Origin of the sequence: Paracoccus sp. SY, from assembly GCF_002901215.1 — a bacterium.
Lineage (GTDB): Bacteria > Pseudomonadota > Alphaproteobacteria > Rhodobacterales > Rhodobacteraceae > Paracoccus > Paracoccus acridae.
In genome coordinates this window covers 68,985-85,061 of record NZ_NWMQ01000002.1, presented here as the reverse complement: position 1 = coordinate 85,061, position 16,077 = coordinate 68,985, and the positions used below count along the sequence as shown (strand labels likewise).

The window sequence follows — 16,077 nt, the reverse complement described above, 5'->3', positions numbered from 1 at the left end:
GCCGTCGCTTTGCTGCGGCGGGGTGGTCAGCATTTCCGGCACGGGGGTCAGCTTGACGCCCGCGCTTTCGCCCAAGGGATTGCCCTCGCGGTCGGTGACGGTGGGGGTCACCAGGCCTTCTTCTTCCTCCTGGGCCTGCGGCTCCAGGACGGACGCTGCCGAATTGCCTGCGGGCACGGGCGTCGCCGAGGGATTGGCGCGGCTGGCGCCGTCATCGCGCAGATAGCTGAAGAACTCGCCCTCGGGCTGCAGGACCATGGTGCTGTTGTCGCCCTGCAGCGCCCGTTCGTACGAGGTCATCGACCGGGTGAAGGCGAAGAACTCGGGGTCGCGGCCAAAGGCGTCGGCATAGATGGCGTTCCGCTGGGCGTCGGCCTCACCGCGCACGATCTCGGCCCGCTTGGACGCTTCCGAGGTCAGCTCGGTCACGGTCCGGTCGGCGGCGGCGCGGACGCGCTGCGCGGCCTCGCCACCCCGGGCGATCTCGTCGGCGGCCTCGCGCTGGCGCTCGGCCCGCATCCGGGCATAGGTCGCATTCAGGTTCTGCTCGGGCAGGTCGGTGCGGGTCAGGCGGACGTCGATGATCTCGACCCCCAGCCCTTCCGAGTTGTTGCGCGCCTCGTCCCGGATCTGGTTCATCAGCGCGGTCCGGTCGTCCGACAGGACGCTGGTGGACGGCACGGTGCCCAGCACCTCGCGGATGGCGTTGCGCACGATGGGTTCCAGACGGCCCTGCGCCCCCTGGATGCCGCCCGCGCCGACCGCCTGGCGGAAGCGCACGACATCGGTGATCCGCCAGCGGGCGAAGGCGTCCACGATCAGGCGGCGGTCGTCCAGCGGCGTGACCTCCAGCGGCACGGTGGGCAGGCCCAGGATGCGGCCGTCGTATTTCTCGACATTGTCCAGGAAGGGCACCTTGAAGCCCAGGCCCGGTTCCTCCTTGACGTCCACGACGCGACCCAGTCGCAGCACAAGCGCCTTTTCGCGTTCGTCCACGATGAATAGCGACGAGGCGACAAGCACCGCCACCACGATCAGGAACGGGATGGCCAGCGTCGCGGCCAGATTTCTGCGAACATTGGCCATCAGTTGCTACCCCCCGTGGTCGCGTTGCCTTGGCCTTGCAGCCCCGAACCGGGCAGGCTGGTGCCCGTCTGGCCGACGTTCTGGCCAGCGTTCTGGCCGCTTGTGCCCGATCCCTGCCGGCGCAACTGGTCCAGCGGCAGATAGGGCACGACGCCCGATCCCTGCCCCCCGGTCGAATCGCCCAAGATCACCTTGTCCACGCGGCCAAGCACGGTTTCCATGGTTTCCAGATACATCCGGCGGCGGGTCACGTCGGGGGCCTTCACATATTCCTCGTAGATCGAATTGAATCGCGCGGCCTCGCCCTGGGCGGTGTTGACGGCCTGGGCGCGATAAGCCTCGGCCTGTTCCAGGGCTTGGGCCGCGTCACCGCGGGCCTGGGCCAGGACGCGGTTGGCATAAGCGTCGGCTTCCTTTTCAAGCCGGTCGCGTTCCTGCTGGGCGGCCTGCACCTCGCGGAAGGCGTCGATCACCTCGGCCGGCGGGTCGGCGCGGTCAAGGTTGACCCGGACCACGTTGATCCCCGACTGATAGGCATCCAGCGTTTCCTGGACTGAGGTTTGCAGGTCGTTGGCGATGGTGCCGCGATCGCGGTTCAGGATCGGCGCCAGTTCGCTGCGCGCGATGATGTCGCGCATCGAGGATTCGGCCACGGCGCGCATGGTGTCGGCGGGATCGGCCAGGTTGAACAAGAATTTCTCGGGGTCCGAGATGTTCCAGACGACCTGGTATTCCATGTCCACGATGTTCTGGTCGCGGGTCAGCATCAGCCCGTTGTCCATCTCGCCCTGGCGGCCCGTGCCGATCTCGGTCACGCGTTCGTTGGTCACGGGAATGACCTCGGCGGTGACGACCGGCCAGGGGGCGAAGTTCAGACCCTCGGTCCCTACGGCCACGGCGCGGCCAAACAGGAACTCGACGCTGCGTTCGTTGGTCTGGACGCGATAGAAGCTGGCGAAGGCCCACAAGGCCAGCAGGACCAGGCCGCCGATGGTGAGCGTGGTCCGGTTCAGTTGGAAGCCCGGGGTCTGCGGGCGCCGGGGTCCGCCGCCGGTCGGTCCGTTGCCGCTGCCGCGTCCGCCCATCAGCACGCGCAGGCGTTCCTGGCCCTTCTTCATCAGTTCTTCGATTTCGGGCATCTGCTGGGGGCCACCGGGACGCTGCGGCCCTTTTGGTGGTTGCTGCTGTCCCCAGGGGCGGTTCACCGGACGCTTGTCGCGATCCTCGTCATCTCCTCCGCCGCTTCCGCCGCCCCAAGGGCCCTGACTTGCCATCCGTGGTCCTTCTTTCTTCTTCGTCGTTCCGTTGTCTGAAAACTGGGCCGGCAGGGGGAAATGTCAACCCGAACAGCCCCCGCCCGCGCCCATCTGTCGCAATTGTCAGGCGGTTGCAGCCTGTGCAGGAACCTCCAGCCGGTGCCTGCGGGTGGGCTGACGCATGGTCACCAGTTCCTCGGCCGCGGTGGGATGGACCGCCATGGTCGCGTCGAAGTCGGCCTTGGTCGCGCCCATGGTGATGGGGATCGCGGCAAGCTGGATCATCTCGCCCGCGTCGGGTCCGAAGATGTGGCAGCCCAGCACGACGTCGGTTCCGGGATCGACCAGCAGCTTCATCATCACCTTGGCGTTGCTGCCCGCGAACATCGAGCGCATGGGCCGGAAGGTGGTGGCATAGACATCGACGTCGCCGCGCGCGCAGGCCTGTTCCTCGGTCAGGCCGATCTGCGCGACCTCGTGCGGGCGCAGATAAACGGCGCTTGCGATGGTGGCGTGGCTGACCTTGCGCGCCCGGCCGCCGAAGATCGTGTCGGCAAAGGCATGGCCTTCGCGGATGGCAACGGGGGTCAGGTTCACCCGGTCGGTCACGTCCCCCACGGCAAAGATCGACGGCACCGAGGTCTGCGACCATTCGTCCACGGCGATCGCGCCATTCCCGCGCAGGTGGACGCCGGTGTTTTCCAGCCCCAGCCCGCCGGTATAGGGATTGCGCCCGGTGGCCCAGAACACCGCGTCGAATTCCTCGTGGCTGCCGTCGTTGAAGGCGACGTCGATGCGGTCGCCCGCGCGCGCCAGTCCGGTGGGGGTGACGTTCAGCCGCAGGTCGATGCCGATCTCGCTCAGCTGCACGGTCGCCATGTCGCGGGCCTGCTGGTCGAAGCCGCGCAGCACCGCGTCGCCGCGATAGACCTGGACGGTCTCGACGCCCAAGCCCGACAGGATGGTGGCGAATTCGCAGGCGATATAGCCCCCGCCGACCAGCAGCACCCGGCGCGGCAGTTCCTTCATCAGGAACAGGTCGTCCGAGATCAGGCCCAGTTCCTCGCCGGGGATGCCGGGCAAGGCGGGGCGGCCGCCGACCGCGATCAGGATATGCTTGGCGGTCTTCGTCGTGCCGTCGGCCAGGGCGACCGTGTGGGCATCGACGATGGTGGCGCGCTGATGGAAGATCTGCACGCCCGACCTTTCCAGGTTCGCGGTATAGATCAGTTCCAGCCGCGTCAGTTCGGCATCCAGTTTCGACCGGAAGACCGGCCAGTCGAACCGGCCCGCCTGCGCGCCTTCCCAGCCATAGCCGCGCATCTCCTCGGCCATCAGGCCCGCCTGGGACGCGAAGATCATCAACTTCTTGGGCACGCAGCCGCGGATCACGCAGGTGCCGCCCATGCGGCTTTCCTCGGCCAGGGCGACGCGGGCGCCATGTTCGCCCGCAGCGACGCGGGCTGCCCGCACGCCACCGGACCCGCCGCCGATCACGAACAGGTCATAATCGAAGCTCATGGCTGGTCCCCTTCGCCGGCCAGCAGGTCGGCGTCGATGTCGGCATTGCGGTCAAGCCGGACAATCGTGCCGTCCGGCTTGCCGATGATCGCCAGATGGCACATGCCCAGGAACAGCCCATGTTCCACGACCCCCGGAATGGCCGACAGCGCGCGCGCAAGGGCCACCGGATCGGGGATGCATTCCAGATGCAGGTCGAGGATCCAGTTCCCCTCGTCCGTGACCCAGGGGTCGCTGCCCTTCAGGCGATGCAGAACGTCCCGGTCGCCCAGATCCAGGTCGGCAAGCGCGCGGCGGATCAGAGTGCGGGTGGTCTCGAACCCGAATTGCAGCACCTCGACCGGCAGGGGAAAGGCGCCAAGCTGTTCCACCACCTTGCCGGGATCGGCGATGACGACCATCCGCTTGCTGGCCGCCGCGACGATCTTTTCGCGCAGATGCGCGCCGCCGCCGCCCTTGATCAGGTGCAGGTCGGGATCGACCTCGTCGGCGCCGTCGATGGTCATGTCCAGCCAGCCGATCTGATCCAGGCTTTCGATCGACAGCCCCAGGCTTTCGGCCAGGTCGCAGGTCGCGCGAGAGGTGGCGGCGCAGCGAAGCGACAATCCCTCGGCACGCACGCGGGCGGCCAGTTCGCGGACCATGACGCTGGCGGTCGATCCGGTGCCCAGGCCCAGCTTCATGCCGTCCCGGACCAGGGCCACGGCGGCGCGCGCAGCGGCCAGCTTGGCGGGATCGGGTTGGGGGTTCTGGGTCATCGGCGGTCTCCGGCTTGGACTGGTTAAATGCTTATAGGGCAAGCCGCGGTCATGTGGAACGCCCGAGACGGAAAAGGTGGCTGCCGGAGAGGATGCGTCTTCAACATCCAAATCCGAAGCGCGAATCCAAGAATATAATTATTGCCATTATTGACCCTTAAATATTGAAGGCAACCTGCCTTTAAATTAGTTTTGTTTTCGGGTTTTCATGCGGTATTATATTCGTGCTTTATTCGGCGAAATGTTTATCGCCAATTTAAATAAAAGGAGGCTTGTTAAAGACAAATATGTCCATGAATCACGAATATTCCATTAAGCAAAAGGACCGATCATGAAAAACTTGCTTTCAAGCGGTGCAGCCGGGGCAATCCTTCTTGCGATAACCTCACAAAGCCAGGCCGCGACAATCGTTCTCGATTTCGAAGGGGTGAATTCATCCTATCCTTCGGGTTTTGCCTTCATAGGCGATTATTACAGTGGCGGTGTCAGCAGCGACGGCACCTCGGGCACCGATGTCGGGATCGAGTTTTCCGAAAATGCCCAGGCGATCTGCCTGAACACGCCCGGAACCAGTTGCTCGAACACCTCGCGGGGCGGGCAGGGAAATCCCGACTCCCAGCTGGGCGGATTGTTCTTCCTGTCGGGCGGTGAGACCTTCATGAACGTTGCCGCAGGCTTCACCACCGGGTTTTCGTTCTTCTATACCGCGATCTTCAATACCGGCTCGATCAGCGTCTATGACGGGCTGAACGGCACGGGCAACCTGCTGGCCTCCCTGTCGCTTGGCCTCACCTCCAGCAATTGCGGCAGCGAATACAACGCAGGTTTCTGCCCCTTCGTGGCCGGCGGCATCGGCTTTGCGGGGCTTGCCAAGTCGGTCAGCTTTGCCGGGGTGGCCGACCAGATCGTCTTCGACGACGTGACCTTCGGCAGCGTGACGCCGGATCCGGATCCCGACCCCTCGCCGGTTCCGGTGCCCGCGGCATTCCCGATGCTGGCGGGCGGACTGGGGCTGCTGTCGATGCTTCGCCGCCGCAGGGCGAAATAGGACCAAGGCCCGACCCCGCCGCAGCCGCGCGGCGGGGTTTCTCAGCCCCGGCTGGCGCTTTCGGGCAGGATCACCGTGAAGGCGCTGCCCTGGCCCTTGCTGCTGTCGATGCGCAGCCTGCCCCGATGGCGGTTCACGATATGCTTGACGATGGCCAGGCCCAGTCCCGTTCCGCCCTGCGCGCGTGATCGGTGGGTGTCCACGCGATAGAAGCGTTCGGTCAGGCGCGGCAGGTGCATCCCCTCGATCCCTTCGCCCCTGTCGCGGATCTCCACCGCCCAGGCGGGGCCGCGCAATTGCGGTTCGTGGTCGATCCGGCGCATCGTCACGCCCAGGTATCCGCCAGAGCCCCCGTATTTCAGCGCGTTCTCGATCAGGTTCTGGAAGACCTGCACCAACTGGTCGGGATCGCCGGGCACCATCTGGCTGCCGTCGAGGCCCCGGACCTCTGGCGTGACCCCGGCGGTCTGCGCCGCATGGTCCATGGTCGCAAGCACCCCCCGCAGCAGCAGGGGCAGATCGACCTGGCCGCCGGGGCGGCGGCGTTCTTCGGCCTGGACGCGGCTCAGGGACAGAAGGTCGCTGACCAGGCGGTTCATGCGGGCGGCTTCGCGTTCCATGATGTCCAGGAAGCGGTCGCGGGCCTTGGCATCGTCGCGAGCCGGGCCGCGCAGGGTCTCGATGAAGCCGATCATCGCGGTCAGCGGCGTCTTCAGTTCGTGGCTGACATTGGCGACGAAATCGCGCCGCATCTGTTCCGCCTCCTCGGCCGCCGACCGGTCGAGAACCGCGATCGTCGCCCCCTTCCCCAGGGGCGAGGGCAGGCGCGCCACGGTGATTTCCGCCGCGATGTCGCGCCCGTCCGCCCCGATCACGGCGTTCAGCCGGACCACCCCCTTGGCCGAGGCGGGCAGCGAGGGGTCGGGCACCGGCGCGGGGTGGCGGTCGGGATCCAGCACCCAGTCCAGCGCCGCGACGATGGCCGGATGGCGCAGGATGGTGACAAAGGGCCGGTTCAGCAGATCGCCGCCCCCGAACAGGGCCACCGCGGCGGGATTGGCGGCAATGGTGCGCGCCCGGTCATCGACCGCCAGCATCGGCACGGGCACCCCGTCCAGCAGGTCGGACGCCCGGCGATGCGCGTCGGGGATCATCCGGCCTGCCGCAGGCCCGCGCGGAACCGCGCGGCATTGGCGCGGTATCGGGCGGCCGACTGCCGCAGGCCGTCAAGCGCCGCCTCGTCCAGCATCCGCACGACCTTGCCGGGCGCGCCCATGACCAGGGCGCCGGGCGGGATTTCTTTGTTCTCGGCGATCAGGGCGCCCGCGCCGATCAGGGCGCCCGCGCCGATCTTCGCGCCGTTCAGGATCGTGGCACCCATGCCGACCAGGGCGCCGTCGCCGATGGTGCAGCCGTGCAGGATCGCGCGATGGCCGATGGTGCAATCCACGCCGATGACCAGCGGGCAACCCGGATCGGTGTGCAGCACGCACAGATCCTGGACATTGCTGCCCCGGCCCAGGCGGATCTCCTCGGTGTCGCCGCGCAGCACGGCCCCCCACCAGACCGAGGCGCCTTCCTCCAGCACTACCTTGCCCATCAGTTGCGCGTCGGGCGCGACCCAGGCGTCTGCCGCGACCCGGGGTGCGATACCGTCCAGTTCCCAGATCATGCGTCCTCCTCCATCAGGTGCTTGACGAAGCGGCCCAGCCCGCCCTGCCGGTCGCGGCGCAACCGTTCGGCGGTCAGGATGGCGCGCAGACGGCCTTCCGTCTCGTCCAAGTCGTCGTTGACCAGGACATAATCGTATTCGGCCCAGTGGCTGATCTCGGCCCGGCTTTTCGCCATCCGCCCCGCGATCACCGCGTCGCTGTCCTGCCCGCGTCCGCGCAGGCGGCGTTCCAATTCGGGAAGCGACGGCGGCAGCACGAAGATGGACACGACATGCCCCCCCAGGGCCGAGGCGCGGATCTGCTGGCCGCCCTGCCAGTCCACGTCGAACAGCGTGTCGCGGCCGTCGCGCATCGCCGCCTCGACCGGGGCGCGGGGGCTGCCGTAAAGGTTGCCGAACACCTCGGCATATTCCAGCATCTGCCCTTGTTCGACCATCTGGTGAAAGGCGCCGGGGGTGGTGAAGAAGTAATGTTGCCCGTCCACCTCGCCCGGCCGGGGGGGGCGGGTGGTCGCCGATACCGAGAACCGCAGGCTGGGATCCCAGTCCATCAGCCGCCGCGCCAGTGTCGATTTCCCCGCGCCCGATGGCGATGACAGGATGATCAGCAGGCCGGTCCGGTCCATGGGTCGTCTTTCCTTGGCAATCTGACGGCGGGATGGACCAGCGGTGCCCGACGGTCAAGTCCCCTGCATCGGGTCGGACCGGGCCTGCAGATGCCTTAACCATTCGTTAGGAAACGACTCGGCATGTGGCGAAGTTATGTTTATCATGATCTTGCAGTAATGGCGTATCTGCGTTCCTGGATGCGCGTGGTAACGAGGGTAAAGCAGTGTCGGAATGGAAGGACGACAAGATGTCGTGTCCGCCCGAAGCGGATCGGACAGGCCGGATTGTGCATCTTGCCGATTTCAACCTGACCCAGCCTGCCCGCATCATGGCCGACATGCGCGCCTATTGGGACAGCCTGCGACAGGGTCGGGCCGTGCCCGCCCGGTCCGACATCCAGCCCCAGGGGATCCGGCGCGCGCTGGATTACGCCTTCATCCTGGAACGGATCGCGCCCGGCGCCGCGCGGTTCCGCCTTGCCGGGCAGCACCTGATCGACCTGATGGGGATGGAGGTGCGGGGCATGGCCTTCTGTTCGCTGGCCCATTCAAGTTCGCGCGGGCGGTTGTCGGATGTGCTGGAATCGGTGTTCCGCGCCCCGCAACTGGCCCAGATGACGTTGCACGCGAAAGCCGAATATGCCCGGCCCGAGCTTTCGGCGCGGATGCTGCTTCTGCCCTTGTCCTCGGATCTGGGCGACGTGACGCGCGCCTTGGGCTGCATCATCGCCGAAGGCCAGATCGGCGTCGCCCCACGCCGGTTCGACCTGACCCATGACGAGGTTCTGCCCATCATCGAAGGGGGCAAGACCCTGGCGCCCTCCGCCTCGGACCCCGGGCGAGAGGGATGGTCCACCGGAAGCGCGCGGGCGGGAAAGCTTGGCCGACCCGCGGGACTGGCCGCGCCGGAACGCGGCCTGGGGCGCGACGACAGCGAAGGCAGGCGGTCCCAGTTTCAACTGATCACCCTGCCCGGACCCTCGCGTCCAACGGGCCGGACCGAATGATCGGGGCCGGATAATCACGCCAGCAGCCAGGGGCGCATCTTGCGTTGCCAGCGATAGATGGCAGCTGGCGCAGCCTCTCGGCGCCCGGCCGAGAACAGCATCTGGTCTTCCTCTCGCTGGAAGCCAAGGTTCTTCAGCAGCCTGCGGGACGGCAGGTTGTCCAGGAACACGTCGGCCAGCAGTTCGGGCGGGTCGAAGCGGGCGATGATCTCGTCCAGGAAGGCGCGCGCCATCTCCTCTCCCAGTCCCTGCCCCACCAGGGCGGGATCGAGGAAATAGAAGATGCGCCAAGGATCGCCCGCGCTGATGCCGATGGACCCGGCGACCCGCCCGCCATGACGCACGGTCAGGCGCATGGGCGGCAGCAGACCGTCCGACCGGAACAAGGGTTCCATCTCCTCGGGCGTCATGTGGGGATGGAACACCAGCAGCTTCGACGCGACCTGGGGGCTGGTGGCGATGCGGTGCAGGTCGGGCAGGTCGGCGGGCTGGAATGGCTGGATCAGCAGGCGCGGCGTGGACAGGACGATGGGATGACGACGGGCGAAATCCTGTCGGGACAGGCGCAGCGACAGCCCGGGCAATTGCTGCTGCCGTGGCTGCGACCACAGCGTGACCGGGCCGGATGGCCGGAAACCCAGCCGCGCCAGCAGCGCGGCACAGCGGGTGTTGCCCTGGACATGGTTCGCCTCGGTTTCGTCGGCGCCGCCGCGGAAACGGCGGGACAAGGCAAGGACCGACGCCCGTTCCGCAAGCCCCTGCCCCTGCGCGGCCGGCGCCATCCAGATCCCGAAGCTGGCCGAGGCGCGGACCATGCCCACCAGGCGGCCCTCGTGGCGGACGGCATGTTCGTCAAGACCGGCACCGGCAATGAAGGCCGCCGCATCGTCCGGCCGATAGGGCCAGGGCACGGCGGTCAGCCATTGGGCCACATCCCAGCCGGACAGGGCATCGGCGATGGCGGCGGCATCCTCGGGCCATGGACGGGTCAGGACCAGGGCCGCCACCGCGTTCATCCCACCGGTATGACGCGCACCGCGCCGCCCTTGGCCGACAGCGCGATCTCTCCCTGCGCCAGGCGCAGGGCGTCATGCCCGAACACCTCGGCCCGCCAGCCCTTCAGCGCGGGCAGGTCGCGTTCCCCCTGGGCGATGGCGTCCAGTTCGGACGACGACGCGATCAGTTTGGGCGCGACCCCCGATTCATCCGCCTTGGCCTTCAGAAGAACCCGCAGCAGGTCGGACAGCGCGGCATTGCCGGGCTTGCCCGGTTCCTCGGCCTTGGCCTGGGGCAGGTCCTTCGTCTCGATCCCGGCCTTGACGGCGGCCAGGATGCCGTTGGCGATGTCTCCCTTGCGCGCCTCGCGCAGCAGCAGGCGGGACCGGCCCAGATCGGCCTCGGTCAGGGGTTTGGTCGAGGCGACCTCGATCATGGCGTCGTCCTTGAAGACCCGCGACCGGGGAATGTCGCGTTCCTGGGCATAGGCTTCGCGGAAGCGGGCCAGTTCGCGCAGGATCGCCAGGAAGCGGGGCGAATTGGTGCGCGTGCGGATCTTGAGCCAGGCTTCCTCGGGGCGGGTGATATAGGTTTCGGGGTCTTCAAGGACCGCGATCTCCTCGGCCAGCCAGCTTTCGCGGTTGTTCTTGCGCAGTTCGGCGGCCAGGAATTCATAGATGACGCGCAGATGCGTCACGTCGGCCAGGGCATAGGCCGCCTGCGCGTCCGACAAGGGCCGGCGCGACCAGTCGGTGAAGCGCGACGACTTGTCCAGGTTCGCCTTGGCAATCTTGCGCACCAGGGTCTCGTATCCGACCTGCTCGCCAAAGCCGCAGACCATCGCGGCCACCTGCGTGTCGAACAGGGGCTGGGGGAAAAGGCCCGCGTCATGGAAGAAGATCTCGAGGTCCTGGCGGGCGGCGTGGAACACCTTGACGGTGCCCTCGTGGCGGAACAGGTCGTAAAGCGGCTCCAGCGACAGCCCTTCGGCCAGGGGGTCGACCAGCACGGCCTCTCCGCCCGGGGTTTTGGGGGTCGATGCGGGCGGAATGGCAAGCTGGATCAGGCACAGCTTCGACCAATAGGTCCGTTCGCGCAGGAATTCCGTATCGACGGTGACATAGGGGGCTGACTTTGCGTTCTCGCAAAACAGCGCGAGGTCGTCGGTCCGGGTAATGGTGATGATGTCGTCGCTCATGAGGGCTTTCGCAGGGCGGTTCGTCCGCCGGATCCGGTTGACATAAGACCAAGACTTCGCCTTGGAAAGTCTTTTTGGTCAGCCAGCCTGACGGATCACAAGGCCGGGATGTCGCCCTCTGCGCGCATTGCGTGAAAATCAGCCACGAAATCGTCCAGTCGTCCTTGGGCAATCGCGCCGCGCAGGCCTTCCATCAGTTCCTGGAAATAATGCAGGTTGTGCCAGGTCAACAGCATCCCGCTGATCATCTCGCCCGCGCGGAAGACGTGGTGCAGATAGGCGCGGCTGTATCCGGTGCAGGCCGGGCAGGTGCAATCCTGATCCAGTGGGCGCGGGTCGTCGGCATGGCGCGCGTTCTTGATGTTGACCTGTCCCCGCCGGGTCCAGGCCTGCCCGGTGCGGCCCGACCGCGACGGCAGCACGCAGTCCATCATGTCCACGCCCCGCTGCACGGCACCCACGATATCGTCGGGCTTGCCCACGCCCATCAGATAGCGCGGCTTGTCGGCGGGAAGGAAACCGGGCGCATAGTCGAGGACGCCGAACATCGCCTCCTGTCCCTCGCCCACGGCAAGGCCGCCGATCGCATAGCCGTCGAAGCCGATGGATTTCAAAGCTTCGGCGGACTCCTCGCGCAGTTCCGGCGTGACGCCGCCCTGCATGATGCCGAACAGCGCGTGTCCCGGCCGGTCGCCGAAGGCGTCGCGCGACCGCTGCGCCCAACGCATCGACAGGCGCATGGACTGCGCCACGGCCTCCTCGGTCGCGGGCAGCGCGGGACATTCGTCGAAGCACATCACGATGTCGCTGCCCAGCAGGCGCTGGATCTCCATGCTGGTTTCGGGCGACAGCATGTGCTTGGACCCGTCGATATGGGACGAGAAGGTGACCCCGTCTTCCGTCAGCTTGCGCAGGGCCGCCAGCGACATCACCTGGAAGCCGCCCGAATCCGTCAGGATGGGCCGGTCCCAGTTCATGAAGCGGTGCAACCCGCCCAGCCGCGCAATGCGTTCCGCGCCCGGCCGCAGCATCAGGTGATAGGTGTTGCCCAGCAGGATGTCGGCCCCGGTGGCGCGGACGGATTCAGGCAGCATCGCCTTGACGGTCGCGGCGGTGCCCACCGGCATGAAGGCGGGGGTGCGGATCTCGCCGCGCGGCGTGTGGATGGTGCCGGTGCGGGCTTGGCCGTCGGTCGCGTGAAGGGTAAAGTGGAAACGCTCGCTCATCGGGGGGCCTGTCGCTGGAACCGGGCGTGTCTAGCCGCTGCGGGCGGGGACCGCAATGCGGCCCGTCTCTGGACCTGAAGGGGGCAGAAGCCTATATCAAGGCAAATTCGACAGGAACACGCCATGACCGAACCGCAGGAAGGTGCGCCGCTGATCGCGCCCTCGACCACCGAGCATCCGCTGTATGAAAGCGTCGTCGAGGCTTGCAAGACGGTTTACGACCCGGAAATCCCGGTCAACATCTTCGACCTGGGCCTGATCTATACCATCGCGATCAACCCGGAAAACGAGGTGCGGGTCGTCATGACCCTGACCGCGCCCGGCTGCCCCGTCGCGGGCGAGATGCCGGGCTGGGTCGCCGACGCGGTCGAGGCCATTCCGGGCGTCAAGCAGGTCGATGTGGAAATGACCTTCCAGCCGCAATGGGGCATGGACATGATGTCCGACGAGGCCCGGCTGGAACTGGGCTTCATGTAGGCTGCTCTTGGCGGCGGTGACCGGGGGACCTCACGTCCCCCGACCCCCTGTGGGATATTTGACCCCAAGGCAAAGAACCTGCCCGTCTTGATGGAGGCAGGCCGGGGGATTATGTTCGGGGTGAAAAGAAGGAACGCGCCCATGTTTGCCATTCCCGGATCCGTGCCCGTCACGATCACGCCTGCCGCCGAGCGCCAGATCGCCCGGCTGATGGCGGGCAAGAACGCCTTCGGCCTGCGGATCGGGCTGAAGAAGGGCGGTTGCGCGGGCATGGAATACACCATGGATCTGGTCGAGACAGCGGAATCCAATGACGAGATCGTGGAACAGGGCGCAGCACGCGTGCTGATCGCGCCCAAGGCGCAGATGTTCCTGTTCGGGACCGAGATCGACTATGAGACCGGGGTGCTGGAATCCCAGTTCCGGTTCCGCAACCCGAACGTGACCGATGCCTGCGGCTGCGGCGAATCCGTGCGGTTTGAGCCGCTGGAAGGAAGCCGCGCCGCCGGTTGATGGGGCAATTTGCGCGGGGTTTCGTCGCTATCATCATTGCGAAGCCCGGACCCTGCCCCTAAGCCTCTGCAAACGCTTGGAGGAACAGCATGGCACCGCGCAAACTGGCTGCTGGAAACTGGAAGATGAACGGCGACCTGGCCGCCTTGGCCGAGATCGACGCCCTGGTCACGGCCCATCCGAATCCCGGCTGCGAGGTCGTGATCTGCCCGCCGGCCGTGCTTCTGCACCCGATGAAGGCAAGGGCGGGCGATGCCATCGCCCTTGGCGGGCAGGACTGTCATGCCAACCGGTCGGGCGCGCATACCGGCGACATCGCGGCAGGCCAGCTTAAGGATGCGGGCGCGGCCTATGTGATCCTGGGACATTCCGAACGCCGCGCCGACCATGGCGAGACCGATGCAATGGTGGCGGCCAAGGCCGCAGCCGCCCATGCCGCCGGGTTGACGGCGATCATCTGCGTGGGCGAAACCGAGGCGCAGCGGGACGGCGACGAGACGCTGACGGTCATCGCCTCGCAACTGGACGGGTCGATCCCCGAGGGGGCCACGGCTGCCAATACCGTCATCGCCTATGAACCCGTCTGGGCCATCGGCACAGGGCGCACCCCCACCACCGACCAGATCGCCGAGGTTCATGCGCTGATGCGGGAACGCCTGGCGGGCAAGGTGCAGGACGCGGCGCAGGTGCGCCTGCTTTATGGCGGCAGCGTCAAGCCGGGCAATGCGGCCGAGATCTTTGCCGTTCCCGACGTGGACGGCGCCCTGGTCGGCGGGGCAAGCCTGAAGGCCGTCGATTTCGGACCGATCATCGCGGCCCTGGCAGCGGCTTGACGGCGGCGTCCACCGGCAGGGGCGCGATCGAGACGCGACTCTTGCCGGCCCGCTTGGACCGATAGAGCGCGACGTCGGCATCATCCAGCATCCGGTCGATGCCGTCCGGGCCATAGCCTGCGGACAGCACGATCCCCAGGCTTGCCGATACGGCGCAGTCTTCGGGCGAGACGGCCTCGATGCCCTGGACGATCCGCATGCCGATGGCGGTCAGCGCCTGGCAGGTCCAGCTTCCCCCCAGGATCAGCACGAATTCGTCCCCGCCGATCCGCGCGACGTGATCGCGCGACCGGACCGCCCGGCCCAGCACGCGGGCGACATTGCCCAGCAAGCGGTCGCCCGCGCCATGGCCCAGCCGGTCGTTGACCTGCTTGAAATTGTCCAGGTCCAGATGAACCAGGGCGAAACCCTGCATCCCGCCCTTGGGATCCAGGGCATTGCGCATGACTGCCTGCAGGCCCCGGCGGTTGAGCAGACCTGTCAGGGCATCGGTATGGGCCTCTCGCTCGGCATCCTGGCGGGCCAGCATCAGGTGGCGGTTGAAGCGGGCAAGTTCCTGCTGGATGGCCCGGTTCGCCTCTTGCAGGAACATCAGTTCAAGCGCGAGTTCCGTGGGGGCGAAGTCTCCCTCGGTCAGGCCAAAGGTGGCGACCGCGTCCGACAGCGACACCCCGAAGCCGAAATTCAGCAGCAGCCCACCGAACCCCGGCGCGACGACATGGCCGCGCAGCATCAACTGCTGGTGATGGCGCAGGCGCAGGGCCAGGCGGTCGCCAGGTTCCGCCGCGCGGATGGCGCCGATGACATGGCCGGTCGCGATACCCCTTGCCTCGACGAAGATATCCTCGACGCCCTGGGCGCCGGGCGGCATCAGCTTGCGCATGGTCGGACCGGCAAAATGGATCTGCCCGCAATCCGCGATGCACAGGTGCATGGGCATCAGGCGGTCCAGGGCGGCTTGCCCAAGGGTCAGGGCATGGGTCATCGCCCCTGCCCCCTAGCCGACAGGTGGAAGGTGCGCGCGGCGGCGAAGGCCAGGTCCGACACGTCGATGCACAGGCCCCCGTCCTGCCGGAAGATCACGCAAAGCGTGCCATAATCGTCGGCCATGGCCCGCAGCAGCCCGGCCAGCAGGGACGTCCAGATGGGCGATCCATCCGTGAACGTCACCCAGAGCAGCCCGTCATCGCCGCGCGACAGGCCGATTTCAGGGATATCGACATCATCCGTGATCAGCCGGATGCGGTCCGGCAACTCCTCGAGCCGCAGAAGGAAATCCAGGAAATCCCGGCCGCAGAAACGCAGCAGGCGCCAGATTTCCTCTTGCTGGACCAGCCATGCCCCCAGATCCTCGGCCAGTTCATCGACGGGCTTGTCCAGGTTGCGCGCAGCATCATGCAGCAACTGGCCCGGAGGCAGGGTGCCCGCCCGGTCTTCAAGGGAAACCGACTGCTCGGTCAGGAATTTTTCGATCGCGCGGCTGACCAGATCGTGCATGTGTCACCTCCGCCGCCCGTGATAAGGGCAAGAGGTGAAGAAATTCCCAACGTCAGATCTCCCATCCGTAGCTGCCAGGGCCGGCCAGGGCCGTGCGGGCCTGCATCAGGTCGCCCGGCACGACCTGCAAGTCCGCCGCAGCCTCCAGCACCCGCTGGTCGTCTTCCAGCAGATAGTCCAGGACATGCAGGGCGATGTCGGGATTGCCGGCCGCCTGGCGCAGATCCTGGGGCTGAAGGCCGGTCGCCCCCAGAAAGCCGCCCAGCAGTTCGGGCCGTTCCACCATGTAGAGAAGAACGCCCATGGCCAGGTTCTGCGCGGATTCTCGCGTATATGTCATCACATGTTTCCCCGATGCGGCCAGTGATGCCTGTTTGGAAA

17 protein-coding genes and 1 pseudogene are annotated in these 16,077 nt (G+C 66.8%); 5 read left to right on the top strand and 13 right to left on the bottom strand.

Features of this window, described 5'->3' with window-relative positions; translation table 11 throughout:
* Positions 1-36: 36 nt before the first annotated feature.
* The 4 genes and pseudogenes from hflC to rpiA all read right to left on the bottom strand — a co-directional run.
* Positions 37-1,086, bottom strand: a pseudogene (gene hflC / locus CK944_RS02220) (protease modulator HflC); the annotation flags it as partial.
* Positions 1,086-2,360 carry an FtsH protease activity modulator HflK gene (hflK, locus tag CK944_RS02215; RefSeq protein WP_103171408.1) on the bottom strand — a complete coding sequence of 425 codons (1,275 nt, stop codon included), beginning with the start codon at positions 2,358-2,360 and terminating at the stop codon, positions 1,086-1,088. The pseudogene hflC and the gene hflK, both read right to left, overlap by 1 nt.
* Positions 2,361-2,465: 105 nt before the next feature.
* Positions 2,466-3,863, bottom strand: coding sequence for a glutathione-disulfide reductase (gene gorA, locus CK944_RS02210; RefSeq protein WP_103171407.1), 1,398 nt, complete (start codon positions 3,861-3,863; stop codon positions 2,466-2,468).
* Positions 3,860-4,621, bottom strand: a complete 762-nt coding sequence (gene rpiA / locus CK944_RS02205) for a ribose-5-phosphate isomerase RpiA (protein WP_103171406.1) — start codon at positions 4,619-4,621, stop codon at positions 3,860-3,862. Before rpiA ends, gorA begins: the two co-directional genes overlap by 4 nt.
* A gap of 331 nt (positions 4,622-4,952) precedes the next feature.
* Between rpiA and CK944_RS02200 the strand changes: the two genes are divergently transcribed.
* The gene (locus CK944_RS02200) at positions 4,953-5,669 is read left to right on the top strand and encodes a PEP-CTERM sorting domain-containing protein (RefSeq protein WP_103171405.1); all 717 of its coding nucleotides are present in this window, start codon (positions 4,953-4,955) and stop codon (positions 5,667-5,669) included.
* 41 nt (positions 5,670-5,710) lie between these two features.
* On the opposite strand, the gene CK944_RS02195 is transcribed toward CK944_RS02200, so the two are convergent.
* Genes CK944_RS02195 through gmk form a run of 3 tightly spaced genes read right to left on the bottom strand, consistent with a single transcriptional unit; the run spans position 5,711 to position 7,967 of the window.
* Complete coding sequence (locus tag CK944_RS02195) at positions 5,711-6,823, bottom strand: cell wall metabolism sensor histidine kinase WalK (protein ID WP_103171404.1); 1,113 nt, start codon at positions 6,821-6,823, stop codon at positions 5,711-5,713.
* Positions 6,820-7,341, bottom strand: a complete 522-nt coding sequence (locus tag CK944_RS02190) for a gamma carbonic anhydrase family protein (RefSeq protein ID WP_103171403.1) — start codon at positions 7,339-7,341, stop codon at positions 6,820-6,822. The genes CK944_RS02195 and CK944_RS02190 overlap by 4 nt, the downstream gene beginning before the upstream one ends.
* Positions 7,338-7,967 (bottom strand): guanylate kinase, encoded by a 630-nt coding sequence (gene gmk, locus CK944_RS02185; protein WP_103171402.1) that lies wholly within the window; start codon positions 7,965-7,967, stop codon positions 7,338-7,340. Before gmk ends, CK944_RS02190 begins: the two co-directional genes overlap by 4 nt.
* A gap of 230 nt (positions 7,968-8,197) precedes the next feature.
* Between gmk and CK944_RS02180 the strand changes: the two genes are divergently transcribed.
* On the top strand, positions 8,198-8,956 hold the full coding sequence (locus CK944_RS02180) for a PAS domain-containing protein (protein ID WP_103171401.1): 759 nt from the start codon (positions 8,198-8,200) through the stop codon (positions 8,954-8,956).
* A 14-nt stretch (positions 8,957-8,970) separates the two neighbouring features.
* Here the strand turns inward: CK944_RS02180 and CK944_RS02175 are convergent, their stop codons facing one another.
* The 3 genes from CK944_RS02175 to tgt form a co-directional block, all read right to left on the bottom strand.
* Positions 8,971-9,972 carry a GNAT family N-acetyltransferase gene (locus CK944_RS02175; protein ID WP_103171400.1) on the bottom strand — a complete coding sequence of 334 codons (1,002 nt, stop codon included), beginning with the start codon at positions 9,970-9,972 and terminating at the stop codon, positions 8,971-8,973.
* Positions 9,969-11,138 (bottom strand): ribonuclease D, encoded by a 1,170-nt coding sequence (gene rnd, locus CK944_RS02170; protein ID WP_103171684.1) that lies wholly within the window; start codon positions 11,136-11,138, stop codon positions 9,969-9,971. The genes CK944_RS02175 and rnd overlap by 4 nt, the downstream gene beginning before the upstream one ends.
* A 107-nt stretch (positions 11,139-11,245) precedes the next feature.
* The gene (gene tgt, locus CK944_RS02165) at positions 11,246-12,376 is read right to left on the bottom strand and encodes a tRNA guanosine(34) transglycosylase Tgt (RefSeq protein ID WP_103171399.1); all 1,131 of its coding nucleotides are present in this window, start codon (positions 12,374-12,376) and stop codon (positions 11,246-11,248) included.
* Between the two features lie 123 nt (positions 12,377-12,499).
* On the opposite strand from tgt, the gene CK944_RS02160 reads away from it, so the two are divergent.
* From CK944_RS02160 to tpiA, 3 genes are all read left to right on the top strand, one after another.
* Entirely contained in the window at positions 12,500-12,853 is a 354-nt protein-coding gene (locus CK944_RS02160) for an SUF system Fe-S cluster assembly protein (RefSeq protein ID WP_103171398.1), read from the top strand.
* Between the two features lie 141 nt (positions 12,854-12,994).
* Entirely contained in the window at positions 12,995-13,366 is a 372-nt protein-coding gene (locus tag CK944_RS02155) for an iron-sulfur cluster assembly accessory protein (RefSeq protein WP_103171397.1), read from the top strand.
* An 89-nt stretch (positions 13,367-13,455) separates the two neighbouring features.
* Positions 13,456-14,199: a triose-phosphate isomerase gene (gene tpiA / locus CK944_RS02150; protein WP_103171396.1), complete on the top strand. Its 744-nt coding sequence runs from the start codon at positions 13,456-13,458 to the stop codon at positions 14,197-14,199.
* Here the strand turns inward: tpiA and CK944_RS02145 are convergent.
* From CK944_RS02145 to CK944_RS02135, 3 genes are read right to left on the bottom strand one after another with little or no spacing between them, the layout of a single operon-like run.
* The gene (locus CK944_RS02145) at positions 14,174-15,184 is read right to left on the bottom strand and encodes a GGDEF domain-containing protein (RefSeq protein ID WP_103171395.1); all 1,011 of its coding nucleotides are present in this window, start codon (positions 15,182-15,184) and stop codon (positions 14,174-14,176) included. The two genes, tpiA and CK944_RS02145, sit on opposite strands and share 26 nt — an antisense overlap.
* Positions 15,181-15,696, bottom strand: coding sequence for a heme NO-binding domain-containing protein (locus CK944_RS02140; protein ID WP_103171394.1), 516 nt, complete (start codon positions 15,694-15,696; stop codon positions 15,181-15,183). Before CK944_RS02140 ends, CK944_RS02145 begins: the two co-directional genes overlap by 4 nt.
* A 52-nt stretch (positions 15,697-15,748) precedes the next feature.
* Entirely contained in the window at positions 15,749-16,036 is a 288-nt protein-coding gene (locus CK944_RS02135; protein WP_103171393.1) for a DUF3572 domain-containing protein, read from the bottom strand.
* Positions 16,037-16,077 lie beyond the last annotated feature (41 nt).